Consider the following 16,220-nt stretch of genomic DNA (forward strand, 5'->3'; position numbering starts at 1 on the left):
GCGGGTAGAATAAGGTGAAAGAATGAAACTAGCAGATATCTATGGACATTTTCAGTCAGATATTAAAGTCATTGAAAAAGAATTAGAAGAAACCATCCAAGCAAGGCATGATGTGTTACGGAAAGCTTCAACCGATTTACTTCATGCAGGTGGAAAGCGTATTCGACCAGTATTTGTGTTGCTTGCTGCCAGATTCGGAAACTATGATATACATGCATTAAAGCATATTGCTGTCTCACTTGAGCTAATACATATGGCTTCTCTTGTACATGATGATGTCATAGATGATGCAGAGCTTCGTCGTGGACGTAAGACGATTAAGTCGCAATGGGACAATCGTGTGGCTATGTATGCTGGCGACTATATTTTTGCCAAAGCTGTTCAAACGGCCGCTTATTTTGATAATCGTTCCATTCATTTAATTATTTCAGATGCCATTATGGAAATGTGTATCGGTGAGGTTGAACAAATACGTGATCAATTTAATTGGGATCAAAACATTCGTACGTATTTCCGTAGAATCAAACGCAAGACAGCTCTTCTTATTGCCGTGAGTTGTAAGCTAGGAGCCATTGCTGCTGATGCTTCAGATGAGATCCAACGTCGATTGTATTTGTTTGGCTATTATGTAGGAATGTCCTTTCAAATTACCGATGATATCTTAGACTTTGTTGGAACGATGGAGCAAATTGGTAAACCAGCTGGTGGAGACTTAAGGCAAGGAAATGTAACGCTACCTGCCTTATATGCAATGCATCACAACCCAGACTTAAAAACAGAAATTGTTGAGACGATTTCAAAAGATCACCATCACGCAGACATGGATTCGATTATCAACCAAATTAAAGAATCAGGCGGAATTGAATATTCCGTTTCTGTTAGTGACCAATATCTAGCTAAAGCGTTTAAACAATTAGAAGCATTACCTGACGTAGAAGCGAAGACATATTTCTTACAATTAGCCGCGTACATTGGAAGACGTAAATTCTAATCCTTTATGAAGAGCCTGTTACTGATATTGTCAATGACTGGCTCTTTTGCTATACTAGTCTATGTAAGCGGATGCAAGATACTTTTTCACAGAAAAGAGAGGGTATACATATGGAGCGTACATACTTAATGGTTAAACCTGATGGTGTACAAAGAGGTTTGATCGGAGAAATCATTTCACGTTTTGAGTCAAAAGGATTTACATTAGTGGGTGGAAAGTTCAAACAAATTTCAAGAGAATTAGCTGAAACTCATTATGGTGAGCACAAAGAACGTCCTTTTTTTGGAGAGCTTGTTGATTTTATTACGTCCGGACCTGTATTTGCAATGGTGTGGGAGGGCGACAATGTGATTAAGTCCTCACGTACATTAGTAGGCGCAACCAATCCAACTGAAGCTGCACCTGGAACAATCAGAGGAGATTATGGTGTCCACGTAGGAATGAATATCATTCATGGCTCTGATTCGGAAGAAAGTGCAAAAAGAGAGATCGATCTCTTTTTCACAAGTAATGAACTTATTACATATGAAAAAACATTAAAACAATGGATTTAATTTAATCACACAAAACCTGTTCTATTCATGAACAGGTTTTTTTATTGTTTTGACTAGTTGAGCCTATGTTAGAGATAAGGTATGATGAGCAAAAGATAACCAAAAGGGAGACATCATGAGCCACAACGATTACGAGCGATTTATTCTCACCATTAAACAAATGACAGGAATTGATTTATCATCTTATAAAGAAGCTCAAATGAAGCGCAGATTAACGTCTTTTAGAGAGAAAAAGGGCTATGCGGATTTTGAATCTTATGTAAAAGCGATGAAAGGCAATCAAGCCTTGCTAGAGGAATGCCTAGAACGAATGACCATAAATGTCTCTGAATTCTATCGCAATCGTTCTCGCTGGGATGTGTTGGATCAAACCATTATTCCTTTATTACTAAAGACTTCACAATCTCTAAAAACATGGAGTGCGGCATGTTCTTCCGGGGAAGAGCCTTATACACTGACAATGATCTTACAAAAACACCTTAAAGCGAGTCAATTTTCTGTTTTGGCCACAGACCTAGATCGAGTCATTCTTGAACGAGCGAAGCTAGGTTTTTACGGAGAACGATCCATAAAAGAAGTTCCTGAAGACATGTTACATACTTATTTCACTAAAAAGGAATCCATTTATGAAGTAGATCCTACTCTTAAAAAAAATATCACATTTAAACAACAGAACCTTTTAACAGATTCATTTGAAACAGGCTATGATTTAATTATATGTCGGAATGTCATGATCTATTTTACGGAAGAAACAAAGCATGCACTTTATCAAAAATTTAGTAAGGCACTTCGTCCTGGTGGAATGTTGTTTGTAGGTAGTACAGAACAAATTTTCAATCCAGATACATATGGTTTTAAAAGTAAGGAAACCTTTTTCTATGAGAAGGTTTAGTAATCACGCATGAATAAGCATAGGTACAAGACAGGTATCAAATTATATGTTATAATTTAACGCATAAAAGCGATAAAGAATTTAGTGTTGGTTATTTGAATAGGAGGAAGTACAGATGAGATACTTAACAGCAGGTGAATCGCACGGACCACAACTAACAACAATCATAGAAGGCCTTCCAGCTCAACTGGAGCTTTTAGCTGAAGATATTAATACGGAGCTTGCAAGACGTCAAGGAGGATATGGACGCGGTCGTAGAATGCAAATTGAGAAAGATCAGGCTCAGATTACAAGTGGAGTTCGTCATGGGAAAACAACGGGAGCTCCAATTGCTTTAGTTGTTGAAAATAAAGACTGGACACACTGGACAAAAGTTATGGGTGCAGAACCAATTTCTGAGGATGAAGAAAAAGAAGTTAAACGCAAGCTGTCACGCCCAAGACCGGGACACGCTGACTTAAACGGAGCCATTAAATACGGTCACCGTGATATGAGAAATGTTTTAGAACGATCTTCTGCACGTGAGACAACCGTTCGTGTAGCTGCAGGAGCAGTTGCTAAAAAAATTCTAAAAACATTTGGAATTGAAGTAGCAGGTCATGTGCTTGAAATTGGTGGCGTTCGTGCAGTGGAGACAGATTACACGTCTGTAGCAGATCTTAAAGAACGTTCGGAAGCTTCTCAAGTACGTTGCTTAGATGAACAAGCTTCAGAACAAATGATCGCAGCCATTGATCAAGCAAAACAAGATGGGGATTCCATTGGCGGCGTTGTTGAAGTGGTCGTTCAAGGTGTACCGATTGGACTTGGAAGCCATGTTCAATATGATCGGAAGCTTGACGCGAAAATTGCAGGTGCCGTGATGAGCATTAATGCCTTTAAAGGTGTTGAAATTGGAATTGGCTTTGAAGCAGCTCGTTTACCAGGAAGTCGTGTGCACGACGAAATTCTTTGGACTGAAGAAGACGGGTATACTCGCAAAACAAATAATCTCGGTGGATTTGAAGGTGGAATGACAAATGGCATGCCAATTGTTGTGAAAGGTGTTATGAAACCTATTCCAACGTTATACAAACCGCTACAAAGTGTAGATATTGATACAAAAGAACCTTTCCAGGCAAGCATTGAGCGCTCAGATAGCTGTGCCGTTCCAGCAGCATCTGTCGTGGCCGAGGCGGTTGTAGCTTGGGAAGTAGCCAATGCTCTTCTTGAAACATTTGGATCTGACAGGGTTGACGCTATAGCTGAGAATATTCGTCGTCATAAAGCAGAAGCGAAGGACTTTTAATGATGAAAAAAGTGCCAGTAAACATTGAACATCATGCTTACAAGGTTTACCTTGATAAGGGACTTAGATTTCGTCTTGGTGAGCTATTAAAAAATAGCTTAGACGAACAGCCATCTTCAATCTTTATTGTGACTGATTCTACAGTAGCTCCTCTCTATTTAGAGGATGTTCTGAACGGTTTACCGGATGACTTAAACGTCACAACAGTAACGATAGATAGTGGAGAGCAGTCTAAATCATTTAAGGAATATGAGTATCTCTTAACAGAGGCATTAAAAGCAGGACTTGACCGCAAATCTGTGTTGATTGCATTAGGTGGAGGAGTGGTTGGTGACATTGCTGGTTTTGTTGCCGCCACCTACATGCGTGGTATCAGATTTATTCAGATGCCGACCACATTGCTTGCACAGGACAGTAGTGTAGGTGGTAAAGTAGCCATTAATCATCCGCTCGGAAAAAACATGATTGGCGCTTTCCATCAACCTGAAGCTGTTTATTATGATATTGAGATGTTAGCTACTCTGCCAGAAAAAGAATGGAGATCTGGTTTTGCTGAAGTGTTTAAGCACGGATTAATTCTTGATGAAGCTTTTTATCAATGGTTAAACAAACATGTGCAACAGTTACCAATTCATGACCAATATATGAACGAATTATTGGCTCGTTCCATTGCAATTAAAGCAGAAGTAGTCTCAAAAGATGAACGTGAACAAGGGATTCGTGCATATCTTAACTTAGGTCATACGCTTGGTCACGCAATTGAATCGGTTTCTGGTTACGGAACACTTACACATGGTGAAGCTGTGGTTATTGGAATTGTGTTTGCAATGAAGATTAGTGAAAAGCACTACCAAACTGATCTTCAGATTTCAGATTTTGTGGACTGGGTTGAATCTCTAGGGTACGAAACAAACATACCAAGCAACTTAGACCGCTCTAAACTTTTAGAGGCGATGAAAAAAGATAAAAAAACAGAAGCTGGCTCTATCCGAATGGTTCTTTTAAAGAAAGTCGGAGAAGCCTCAGTTGAAAAAATAGATGAGAAACTTATTCTATCAATCTTAAATGAGCAGTAAGGAGGCACGTAATGGTTAGAGGAATACGTGGCGCAACAACCGTTAAAATAAATCAAGAAGATGAGATTTTGCATGAAACAGAGCAATTATTTTTAGCCATTGCTGATCAAAACGAGATTGATCCAGAGGACGTCGCACAGGTTTTGATTACAGTAACAGAGGATTTAAACGCAACATTCCCTGCGAAAGCAATGCGCAGACTCCCTGGATGGGACTTTGTACCAGTGACGTGTGCCAAGGAAATCAATGTACCTGGTAGCTTACCACAGTGTGTGCGTATCTTGATGACGGTTAATACTGCTAAGACGCAAAAAGAAATTCATCATGTGTATTTAAATGAAGCCGTTAAGCTTAGACCTGATTTAGTAAAACAAGTATAAATCGTTGACGGATGAAAGTGTTCAAGGTACAATTTACAAAAGTGTACGGACCAGAGGGTCTGTAGCTTCAGTTGAGAGTTTAGTTGAGATTTACCCATTAATGAGAAGAGCTGAGATGAGAAGAGCAGAGCAGAGCTTGAGCAGAGACGAGATTCTATTTCTAATGACACGTCCCTGGGCTAGCCTCAGTGGGCGTTTTTTATAAGATCTGCCTCATTCCTCCTTCGTTTTTTCCACTTCAGCCCTCATAATTTGAGGAGCGAGAGACATGAAACATACTTCCTATGAAACATTTGAAAAAGCCTATCACACGTATAAAACAGTTGTCTATTCGTCACGTTATTTTGTGGACGGATTAACACCGATTCATATCACCCAGCAGCTTCATGAACAAGTGGCCTTCTTACTTGAGAGTAGGGATGACGAGTCTTCATGGTCACGTTATTCATTCATTGGATTAAACCCAATCTATCAGCTGAAAGAAGTAGCTGGTAAATATCAGACACTTAACCAAAGTGGAACTCCGGTTTTTGAGGAAGATTCATTCAAAGAGGCGTTGGATCGCACAATGAATTACCTTAACGTCGAGCCTGTGGATTTGCCAATTCCATTTCGTGGTGGCGCAGTAGGGTATATGAGCTATGATGCCATTGAAACAATAGAGCCAAAATTAAAAAGAGATGATAAGAATGCGGTACCTCATTACCACTTCTTATTTTGTGAAACCCTCCTTGCCTATGATCATGAACAAAAAGAGTTAATTATTATGGCTCATTTACCTGTAGAGGAACATTCGGATCCCAAAATCCTTTATAAAGAAGGAGAACAAAAAGTAGCTACTGTTCTTGGTCAACTCGAGAAATCTGTATCTCATTTTTCACCAATGGGTATGCCTGAAAAACATACAGACGTATCCTTCGATGGTGTTCAGTCAAATTATACGAAACAGGCGTATATGAAAGATGTTCAGATTATTCAGGATTATATTAAAGCTGGAGATGTATTTCAGACTGTTTTATCACAGCAGTTTACAATGCCTGTAACGGTTTCTGCTTTAGATATATACCGAGTTTTACGGTTAATCAATCCTTCTCCTTACTTGTTTTATCTCAGGTACGATCAGCTTGAGATTGTTGGTAGCTCACCGGAACGACTTGTTCAAGTACAAGATCGTCACGTTGAACTTCATCCAATTGCGGGTACAAGACCGAGAGGAGAGACTCCTGAAGAAGATAAACAGCTAGCGGAAGAGCTGTTAGCTGATGAGAAAGAGCGAGCAGAGCACTATATGCTTGTAGACTTAGCTAGAAATGATGTTGGACGCATTGCCACATACGGCTCGGTGAAAACACCTAAGCTAGTGGAGATCGGATTGTTTTCACATGTAATGCACATCGTATCGAAAGTAACGGGGGAGCTGCATACGAATACTCAACCTTTAGAAGCACTTATGGCTTCATTCCCAGCAGGTACCGTTTCCGGTGCTCCTAAAATAAGAGCAATGGAGATTCTTCAAAAACTTGAACCGACAAAACGAGGAATTTATGCTGGTGCCATTGGATACTTAGGGTATGACGGTAATATTGACTCATGTATCGCGATTCGTACAATGACGATTCAAAACGGAAAGGCAACCATTCAAGCAGGAGCTGGTATCGTTGCAGATTCGGATCCGGTATCTGAATACAAAGAAACACAAAATAAAGCAAAGGCACTAATCCGTGCTGTACAAGTGGCTGAGTCCATGTTTCAAAAAAAGGAGGCGTCTCACCATGTTTAAACAATTCCTTGAGAAATGCGCAGAGGGTCAATTTTTAAATGAAGATGAGTCGTATAAGGCGATGGACTTAATCATGAAAGACGAAGCGGAAGTGAGTCAGATTGCTAGTTTAATTAGTATGATGAGACTTAGAGGTGAATCTGTAGACGAGTTAGTGGGATTTGCCCGAGCAATGAGAGCTCACGCCGTTACGATACCGCATCAAGTAGAAGGAGTCCTTGACACATGTGGAACGGGTGGTGATCGCCTCGGAACCTTTAACATTTCAACGGCTGTATCATTTGTAGCCGCTGCAGCAAGGGTACCGGTTGCGAAGCATGGAAATCGAGCTGTGACCTCTAAAAGCGGTAGTGCAGACGTACTTGAATATTTAGGAATTAATATTCAACAAACCCCTGAAGAAGCAGCTAGGGCACTTAGTGAGAAGGGGTTAAGCTTTTTATTTGCTCCACTCTATCATTCTTCTATGAAATATGCCGCTCCTGCCAGAAAACAAATCGGTTTTCGAACCATTTTTAATCTGTTAGGGCCACTTACTAATCCTGCTGGAGCAGCGCACCAATTAATTGGAGTTTCGGGTAGAGAGCATGCATTAAAAATGGGTGAAGCCATTCGGAGACTAGGAACTACCCATACCGTTCTAGTAACAGGGGAAGACAACTTAGATGAATGCTCCGTTCACGGTTCGACACAAATTGTTGATGTCATTGGAGATTCCATTGAAGTCTATGAGCTTCACCCCGAGGACGTAGGAATCGAGCTAGGCGAGCTCTCACATATTCAGGTTACAAGCGTTGAGGAGAGCGCAGCACTCATTCAACAAGTGTTTGAAGGATGTGCAAATCAATCGGCAACATCGACTGTGCTTATGAATGCAGGAGTTGCTTTATATGCCGCAAATCATGTTTCATGTATTCAAGAAGGAGTCCACAAAGCTCGAGGGTTACTTCAATCAAAAAAAGTATTAGCTTATATGCAGACTTTACACATACAGCAGCAGGGGGATTTTAAGCATGCTTAAAACAATATTGGAAACCAAGAAACAAGAACTAAAATCACTTGAGTTACCACCCGCTCAACAGGTAATAAAAAGGTCCCTTTACAAAGCTCTAAGAGAACCGAATCGAAAAATAGGTCTCATTGCAGAAGTAAAAAAGGCTTCGCCGTCTAAAGGGTTAATACGGGAGGATTTTCAACCAGTGGAAATTGCCCTTGCTTATGAAGCGTCGGGAGCAGATGCAATCTCTGTTTTAACAGATCAGCAATACTTTCAAGGACATCGTGATTATTTAACTGCTATAAAGAAAGAAACAACCATTCCAATTATGAGAAAAGACTTTATTATCGATGAACAGCAAGTGGAGGAAAGTGCCCGAATTGGAGCAGATGCTATTTTGCTCATTGCTGGAACAGTCACGGACGAAAATTTACACCAGCTTTATCAATCTGCTCATAACAAAGGAATGGAATGTTTAGTGGAGGTTCATGCTGCCGATGAGCTTACAAGCTTGTTAAAGGTCTTTACACCACAATTAATTGGAATTAATAATCGTAACTTAAAAACATTTTCAACCACTCTTCATCAAACAGAGGAAATAGCAAAAGGGGTACCAGCTGGCACGATGTTTGTAAGTGAGAGTGGAATTCATACTCCAGAAGATCTCATACAAGTGGGCAAGGCAGGAGCTTCAGCTGTTTTAGTGGGAGAATCACTTATGCGTGCAGAGTCTCCGAATCTTGGAATCAAGCACCTTTTTGGAGAGAAGTAGATGAGACCTCTCCTCAAATATTGCGGAAATCGTAGCGAGGATGACCTCGCACTTACAAAGAAAAGCAAAGCAGACTATCTAGGATTTGTTTTTGTACCAGGCACGAAACGGTTTGTACAGGCTGAAGATGTTAATAGGTGGTTAGTAAACCAACCTGTGACACAGCAAAAGTTGGTTGCTTTATTTGTAAATGAATCAATCGAGACCATTACATCGGTTTGCACTATTTGTCCGATCGATATCATTCAATGTCATGGTACAGAGTCGAGCACGACTGTTGCTAAAATAAAACAAGCAACAAAAAAAGAAGTATGGAAAGTTATTCATCATCACACACATGGTGTTTCCCAGATGAAAGAATATGATGGTATCGCGGACGGCTATATTATTGACACAAAAGTAGCTGGAAGCTGGGGAGGAACTGGACAAACCTTTGATTGGGAGAGTATTCCTAATTATTTAAGTGAAGGAAAACGTCAATCGGTTCCTGTCTTTATTGCAGGAGGTGTGAATGCAGAGAATATCTCCGCACTCACCAGATACAAGCCAGACGGTATTGATTTATCAAGTGGATTGGAGCGCGAAAATAAAAAGTCGTACGAAGCGATTAGAGAGATAGAGAGGGAGCTGTTTAGAGATGAAGAATTATAATCCAGATGCAAATGGTCGCTTTGGAGAGTTTGGTGGAAAGTACGTTCCTGAAACACTTATGAGCGTCATAGAGGAGCTTGAGCACGCGTTAGAAGAGGCTATGGCTGATCAAACGTTTATTGATGAGTACCATGAACATTTACGAGAGTACGCTGGACGACCTACAGCTCTTTCCTATGCTAAAAATATAAGTGAACAGATTGGTGGAGCAAAAATTTATCTAAAACGCGAAGATTTGCTTCACACCGGCGCACATAAATTAAACAATGCGATGGGTCAAGCATTGCTTGCAAAGCGGATGGGTAAAACAAAGATTGTGGCAGAAACAGGTGCAGGTCAACATGGTGTGGCAACTGCAACCATTGCTGCTCGCTTTGGGCTTGAGTGTAAAGTGTTTATGGGGACAGAAGATATTGAACGCCAGTCTCTGAATGTTTTTCGAATGGAATTACTTGGAGCTGAAGTAATTCCGGCTGAATCCGGAAGTCGTACATTGAAGGATGCAACAAATGAAGCCATTCGCTATTGGGTTGCTAATGCAGAAGATACATTTTACTTAATTGGCTCGGTTGTTGGGCCACATCCATATCCAAAAATGGTACGTGATTTTCAACGAATCATTGGAGACGAAGCAAAGCGTCAGCTCCTTGTGGCAGAAGGGTGCCTACCTACTGAAATCGTTGCGTGTGTTGGTGGGGGAAGCAATGCAATTGGAACCTTCTATCCTTTCCTAGAAGATGATGTTGTGCTTACAGGCGTTGAAGCCGGTGGTTTAGGTGTAGATACAGATCAGCATGCTGCTACCATTACTAAAGGTACGCCTGGAGTGATTCACGGTTCATTAACATATTTAATACAAGATGCGGCAGGTCAAATTATCGAACCCTATTCGATATCCGCTGGACTTGATTATCCTGGAGTAGGTCCTGAGCACGCATTTCTTGCAAGTGAAGGACGTGTGAACTATAAGTCAGTAACAGATCAGCAAGCTCTTGACGCCCTAAGTCGACTTGCTAAAGAGGAAGGTATTATTCCAGCAATCGAATCCTCCCATGCGTTAGCAATTGCTTTTGAACATGCTGCAAATCGTTCAAACGATGAGATCCTTCTCGTTTGTTTGTCAGGTCGAGGAGACAAGGATGTTCATACCATTCGTAAACATCTACAAGGAGGCGACGATCATGAGCAGTGAACGCTTGCAGAATCAATTAGAAAAAGATAAAGAACTATTTATTCCATTTATTACAGCTGGTGATCCAACTCCCGAGGTTACGATTGATCTCGCACTTACTTTACAGGAGGCAGGAGCTTCAATCCTTGAGCTTGGCATTCCATATTCAGATCCATTAGCTGATGGTCCAACCATTCAAGCTGCTTCCAAACGTGCACTTTCAAATGGTATGAGTTTAACTGACGCACTGCAGCTTGTTCCTAAGATGAGAGATAGAGGGTTAACCATTCCTGTTATCATTTTTACGTATGTGAACCCATTATTACAATACGGTATGAAGCGTTTTACAGAAGAGGCAGCAGCATTTGGAGTAGATGGAATATTAGTTCCAGATCTACCTTATGAGGAAAGTGACCAACTTAGTCAGTACTGTGAAAATGAAAATTTGTCACTTATTTCACTTGTAGCTCCTACGTCGAAAGAACGGATTAAAAAAATTGCTAGTCGTGCGCAAGGGTTTTTGTATTGTGTCTCCTCCCTAGGAGTAACGGGAGCAAGAACAGATCTTGATCCTCGTATCGAAACATTTCTACAGACAGTAAGAGAGGCAAGTAGGGTACCGATAGCTGTTGGTTTTGGTATTTCAACAAGGGAGCAGGTACAGACCATTCAAGGGTTGGCAGATGGAGTAGTTGTAGGGAGTGCGCTTGTTGAACAAATTGAGAAACAAGGGGAGAGTTTAAAAAATCCAGCCGAAAAAGAATTAGCGCTTCAACGTATTAAATCATTTGTCAAAGCACTCATTTCAGAGTAACATAGTCTAAGTAGATACTTAGACGATAAAGAGGTGCAATGATGCAGGCTAAACCACAGCTCTACGGACTGCCCGCTTATAAACCGGGTAAACCAATTAGCGAAGTGAAAGAAGAATTAGGACTTAAGAAAGTAATCAAACTCGCATCTAACGAAAATCCATATGGTTCATCTGAACATGCAAAACAAGCCATTATTGATGCGGTGATGAATTCTGCAATCTATCCGGATGGTTATTCTGGTGAGTTACGAAAAAAGGTAGCAAGTCATTTAAGCGTTAACGAAGATCAATTGATTTTTGGAAACGGGACAGATGAAGTGATTCAGTTTCTTTGCCGCGCCTTCTTAACACCAAATGATAATACAATTACTGCGGATCCAACATTTTCTCAATATAAATTAAATGCAGCAATTGAAGGAGCAGAAATTCGCGAAGTTCCTTTAACAAAAGCTGGAGAACATAATTTAAATGAGATGCTGAATCAAATTGATGAGCATACAAAAATTGTTTGGGTTTGCAATCCGAATAACCCGTCCGGAAATTATATTGGGAAAGAGGAATTCGAACAATTTTTAAGTCAAGTACCTGAGCATGTCATTGTGGCTAGTGACGAAGCGTATATTGAATACACAGTGGCAGATGATTATCCTGATACGATTCCATTATTAAATCAATATAAAAACCTAGTCATCCTACGTACTTTCTCTAAGGCGTACGGACTTGCATCGCTTCGAATTGGATACGGAGTCGCGCACCCTGAGATCATTCAAGTTATGGAACCTCTGCGCCCTGCTTTTAATACGACGGCCTATGCGCATGCAGCAGCTATAGCAGCACTTGAAGATCAAGAGTTTGTTGAGCAATCAGCTAAGAGAAATCGAGAAGAGCTTGAAAAGTTTGAGGCATTCTGTCAAAAACATCACCTGTTCTTTTATCCTTCACAAACCAATTTTATCTTAATTGATTTAGAAATGCCTGGTGATGATATTTTTGCGTTTCTTCTGTCGAAGGGGTATATTACTCGGTCGGGACAAGCACTTGGGTTCCCAACGTGTATCCGAATATCGATTGGGTCAGAAGAAGAAAACGCTGGTGTATTACAGGCTTTAGAAGACCTTTTACAAGAACGCAAGTAAGGATCTGAATCATAGGAACAAAGATGTTGGAGTGAAATGGATGAAACGTGAAGTAGTAGTCATTGGGCTTGGATTAATCGGAGGATCCATTGCCCTTGGAATTAGAAAAGAACATGATGTCAAAATGATTGGGTTTGATATCAATGAAGATCAAGTGAGAATGGCCGTGTCCCTCGGTATTATTGACGAAAAAGCACATTCTTTAAAAATGGCTGTAGCTACCGCAGACTTAATCGTACTTGCTGTACCTGTGGCAGCATCAGAAAAGCTACTAACAGACATGTTAAGCTTTACTTTTAAAGAAGGCGCGATTATTACAGATGTAGGTAGCACCAAACAAACCATATGTGCTAAAGCAAAGGAATTACAAAATAAGGTCTCCTTTGTTGGTGGACATCCTATGGCAGGCTCTCATAAAAGTGGTGTGAGTGCAGCTAAAGTTCATTTGTTCGAGAACGCTTTTTATGTGTTCACACCTGATGAGGCTACCTCTCCACAAGTGATGGATACATTAAAGGATTGGCTTAAAGGTACAAAAGCAACGTTTCTTGAGATGTCTCCAGAAAAGCATGATGAAATTACAGGAGCGATCAGTCACTTCCCACATATTATTGCGGCTAGTTTAGTTCATCATGTGGAAACAGAAGAAGATCGCAATCCAACTGTTACAAGACTTGCTGCTGGAGGATTCCGTGATATTACACGAATTGCTTCCTCAAGTCCTGAGATGTGGCGTGATATCTTATTGCAAAATCAGTCGAGTTTATTACGATTACTCGACACTTGGGACCTGGAAATGCAAAAAGTCAGGTCTTTACTCGAATCAAGTGACAGTGAGGGGATTTTCTCTTATTTTGAGCAGGCAAAGCATTTTCGTGAAAAGCTTCCTGAACGAAAAAAAGGGGCCATTCCAGCGTTTTACGACTTATTTGTTGATGTACCCGACCATCCAGGTGCCATTTCAGATGTAACAAGTATTCTTGCTCAATCTGATATCAGCTTAACGAACATTCGCATTTTAGAGACTCGCGAAGATATTATGGGCGTTCTGCGCTTAAGCTTCCGTTCTGAAGAAGACCGAGAACAAGCAAAAGAGCAGCTTGGATTACACACGTTTGAAAGCTATACTTTATAAAATGATGCCTCTAAGGGTTTTGCCTTGGAGGCTTTTTTGCATAAAAAAAGCCCTGTTACTTAAAGCGATAGCGCTTACAATAACAGGGTCAGCAAATGTGCTGATTCAATAGTATGGATAGGAGTGGAGAGAAACCATACGCTTAACCTTTATTATATAGAAAACGCTTACATTGTCAATACATCTTTAAAAAAAGTCTATATTGTTTTTTGTTCTGTTCTTTCTTTTACCATCATAGCTTGTCTTAATAACGATTTTAACGTAAGGAGACGGGCTAATGTATTTGTTAAATGAAGCGATACGGATTAAACACGGTCAAGTGTGTAAGCTTTCTTACGTAATCAAAAATGGCAAGGTTGATTATATAAAAGAAAGAATGCCATATTGGAAAAATTGGCGAGTGGAGTCATCCTCCTTTGTGTTGGCACCTAGTAAAGTTGGCTTTGAATCCTCTTTTTTACGATCGGATCAATCCATGGAAAGAACGCAGATGGAGCGTAAGTGGTTACAATGCGGAGTGACGACTCTAGCAGTGACTAAGGCCGCTCAAAGTGAGAGGAATCTGTCGAAAGCTTTTCACGAGGCACACGAACAAATGAAAACAAGCACTCTCGATTATGTAATCGGTCTAACGATTCCCTTACGACTGTTAACACCGTCGCTTCTACATCAATGCCGACGTTTAAAAATCCCGTTTTTACAAGTCATGATAAATGAAGATACATTAAGTCACCTTCCTTGGAGCCACTTGTCAGATGCATTAGTGAGCTATCAAACCATGCTGCTACCACGTTATAGTGGACAGGCTTCTAAAAACCAAGTAACTGAGCGAAAATGGAAGGATTTTTGTAAGCAATATGGAATATCTACAGCAGGTACAGATGAGATTTGGACAAAGGAAACGCTACAAAAAAGTGGATTATATCCAACAAAAGGTGAGCTATTGATCGGAAGCGATGCCGATTATCTGTTATATCATCAGCACAAGGATCATTATATGACGAGGCGAGCCCGAATGGTTGCGGCAAGTGATAATCTTGATTATGATAAAGATGAGCCAGCAATTGTTGTCCGTCGTGGACAAGTACTAAAGGCTGGGCCATCCTATTTCCTAAATAATCAAGGAAATTCACTGAGTATATTAAAGCCTAGACGCTTATTGTCAATTGAATATGCTTCGTCTACAATAGGCACACAGCACGTACAGGATGAGTTGAATCGAGTAATATAAACGGAGGATTTGATTACTACATGACAATAATTAAAGAGGCGATTCGCGCAATTGAAGCAGGACAAACCGAAGAAGGGTTAAAAAAGCTTGAACGCGCTAGTCAAACCGATAATCATGAAGATAAATTTACAGTAGCCGAGCTATTTTATGAATTAGGTCACACACAAAAAGCACAAGCGCTGCTTGATGAACTAATGGTACTTTATCCTGACGAAGGTAGTTTATCCGTTTTTTCGGCTGAGATGATGATTGATGATGACCGAGAGGACGAAGCCATAGAAATACTTCTGGAGATATCTCCTTCAGATGAGTCTTATTTGCAGGCACAAATTTTACTCGCTGACCTATACCAAATGCAATCATTAGATGAAGTTGCCGAACAAAAGCTTTTAGCAGCAAGTGAGCATGCACCAGATGAAGTGATTATCACTTATGGCCTAGGTGAGTTCTATCTTGAAAGAGGCGATTACGCAAAGAGTATTCCCTATTTAAAAAAAGCGGTGCACCAAAAAGAAGATTTAAAAGGAGTGCCCGTAGAACTTAAGCTTGCAGAAGCCTTTAGTGCAACGGGTGAGTTTGAGGATGCATTAATTTATTACCAACGGGGTATTGATGAATCAATGACTCCTGATGCGTTATTCGGATTTGGATTTACAGCGTATCAAGCAGGAGATATGACGGTTGCCATTGAACAGCTTGAAGCTCTCAAGTCACTCGATTCGGACTTTACGAGCTTATATCCTTACCTGGCTAAAGCATATGAATCCGAGAACCGCTTAACGGAAGCAGTTGAGGTATTAAAAGATGGAATGTCTACAGATGAGTTTAATGATCAGCTTTATTTGCTAGCTGGTAAGATAAACTTTAAACAGCAGGATCCGATTCAGGGAGAAACAAATCTTCGTCAAGCTCTAGCGTTAAATCCATCTAATATGGAAGCTCTACAGACACTTGCAGCTTATTTACGGCACGATGAACAATTTGAGGAGCTACTTGAGCTATGCACCCATGCAAGGTCCTACGGAGAAGAAGACGCTATGCTCGACTGGTACGAGGCCTTTGCATTACGCTCGTTAGATGAGTATGAGAGAGCTTATCCATTGTACGAAGAGGCCCTTCAAGCATTTAGCGATGATGTTGATTTTCTTGAAGAATATGCACACTTTCTGATGGAGTATGGGAAACGAGATTTGGCTTATACGTACTTCAAAAAGCTTCTTGAACAAAAGCCTGAAAGAATGGATATCATTGAGCTGCTTGAGGAATTCTAAATTATCTCAGCAAAAAAGAGGATTTTCTTCTAACGCACAGAAATGTAGTGTATAGCAACTAACTTGTTTCGAGTGTTAATG

16 protein-coding genes are annotated in these 16,220 nt (G+C 40.5%); all 16 read left to right on the top strand.

All coding sequences use genetic code 11. The annotated features are described in order from the left end of the window. The first annotated feature begins 22 nt into the window (after positions 1-22). Positions 23-991, top strand: coding sequence for a heptaprenyl diphosphate synthase component II (hepT, locus tag JNO66_RS03170; protein ID WP_203086746.1), 969 nt, complete (start codon positions 23-25; stop codon positions 989-991). Between the two features lie 110 nt (positions 992-1,101). Then, positions 1,102-1,545 carry a nucleoside-diphosphate kinase gene (gene ndk / locus JNO66_RS03175; protein ID WP_203086747.1) on the top strand — a complete coding sequence of 148 codons (444 nt, stop codon included), beginning with the start codon at positions 1,102-1,104 and terminating at the stop codon, positions 1,543-1,545. A 115-nt stretch (positions 1,546-1,660) separates the two neighbouring features. Then, entirely contained in the window at positions 1,661-2,437 is a 777-nt protein-coding gene (locus tag JNO66_RS03180; protein ID WP_203086748.1) for a CheR family methyltransferase, read from the top strand. 115 nt (positions 2,438-2,552) lie between these two features. Next, on the top strand, positions 2,553-3,725 hold the full coding sequence (aroC, locus tag JNO66_RS03185; protein ID WP_203086749.1) for a chorismate synthase: 1,173 nt from the start codon (positions 2,553-2,555) through the stop codon (positions 3,723-3,725). Positions 3,726-3,727: 2 nt separating this feature from the next. Next, the gene (gene aroB, locus JNO66_RS03190) at positions 3,728-4,801 is read left to right on the top strand and encodes a 3-dehydroquinate synthase (RefSeq protein WP_203086750.1); all 1,074 of its coding nucleotides are present in this window, start codon (positions 3,728-3,730) and stop codon (positions 4,799-4,801) included. A gap of 11 nt (positions 4,802-4,812) precedes the next feature. Further along, a complete protein-coding gene (aroH, locus tag JNO66_RS03195) occupies positions 4,813-5,181 on the top strand; it encodes a chorismate mutase (RefSeq protein WP_203086751.1) in 369 nt (122 codons plus the stop codon). A 268-nt stretch (positions 5,182-5,449) separates the two neighbouring features. Further along, positions 5,450-6,961: an anthranilate synthase component I gene (trpE, locus tag JNO66_RS03200; RefSeq protein ID WP_203086752.1), complete on the top strand. Its 1,512-nt coding sequence runs from the start codon at positions 5,450-5,452 to the stop codon at positions 6,959-6,961. Next, on the top strand, positions 6,954-7,982 hold the full coding sequence (trpD, locus tag JNO66_RS03205; RefSeq protein ID WP_203086753.1) for an anthranilate phosphoribosyltransferase: 1,029 nt from the start codon (positions 6,954-6,956) through the stop codon (positions 7,980-7,982). Before trpE ends, trpD begins: the two co-directional genes overlap by 8 nt. After that, positions 7,975-8,730 carry an indole-3-glycerol phosphate synthase TrpC gene (trpC, locus tag JNO66_RS03210; protein ID WP_203086754.1) on the top strand — a complete coding sequence of 252 codons (756 nt, stop codon included), beginning with the start codon at positions 7,975-7,977 and terminating at the stop codon, positions 8,728-8,730. The genes trpD and trpC overlap by 8 nt, the downstream gene beginning before the upstream one ends. Then, complete coding sequence (locus tag JNO66_RS03215) at positions 8,731-9,381, top strand: phosphoribosylanthranilate isomerase (protein ID WP_203086755.1); 651 nt, start codon at positions 8,731-8,733, stop codon at positions 9,379-9,381. Further along, entirely contained in the window at positions 9,368-10,573 is a 1,206-nt protein-coding gene (gene trpB / locus JNO66_RS03220) for a tryptophan synthase subunit beta (RefSeq protein WP_203086756.1), read from the top strand. Before JNO66_RS03215 ends, trpB begins: the two co-directional genes overlap by 14 nt. After that, on the top strand, positions 10,563-11,366 hold the full coding sequence (gene trpA / locus JNO66_RS03225) for a tryptophan synthase subunit alpha (RefSeq protein WP_203086757.1): 804 nt from the start codon (positions 10,563-10,565) through the stop codon (positions 11,364-11,366). Before trpB ends, trpA begins: the two co-directional genes overlap by 11 nt. Positions 11,367-11,407: 41 nt before the next feature. Next, a complete protein-coding gene (gene hisC / locus JNO66_RS03230; RefSeq protein ID WP_203086758.1) occupies positions 11,408-12,502 on the top strand; it encodes a histidinol-phosphate transaminase in 1,095 nt (364 codons plus the stop codon). 4 nt (positions 12,503-12,506) lie between these two features. Beyond that, entirely contained in the window at positions 12,507-13,637 is a 1,131-nt protein-coding gene (locus JNO66_RS03235; RefSeq protein WP_373367154.1) for a prephenate dehydrogenase, read from the top strand. A gap of 277 nt (positions 13,638-13,914) precedes the next feature. Beyond that, entirely contained in the window at positions 13,915-14,868 is a 954-nt protein-coding gene (locus tag JNO66_RS03240; RefSeq protein WP_203086760.1) for a hypothetical protein, read from the top strand. Positions 14,869-14,888: 20 nt separating this feature from the next. After that, entirely contained in the window at positions 14,889-16,139 is a 1,251-nt protein-coding gene (locus JNO66_RS03245) for a tetratricopeptide repeat protein (protein WP_203086761.1), read from the top strand. Positions 16,140-16,220 lie beyond the last annotated feature (81 nt).

It is taken from the genome of Alkalicoccobacillus gibsonii (genome assembly GCF_016798245.1).
In the GTDB taxonomy this organism is placed as follows: Bacteria; Bacillota; Bacilli; order Bacillales; family Bacillaceae_D; genus Alkalicoccobacillus; species Alkalicoccobacillus gibsonii.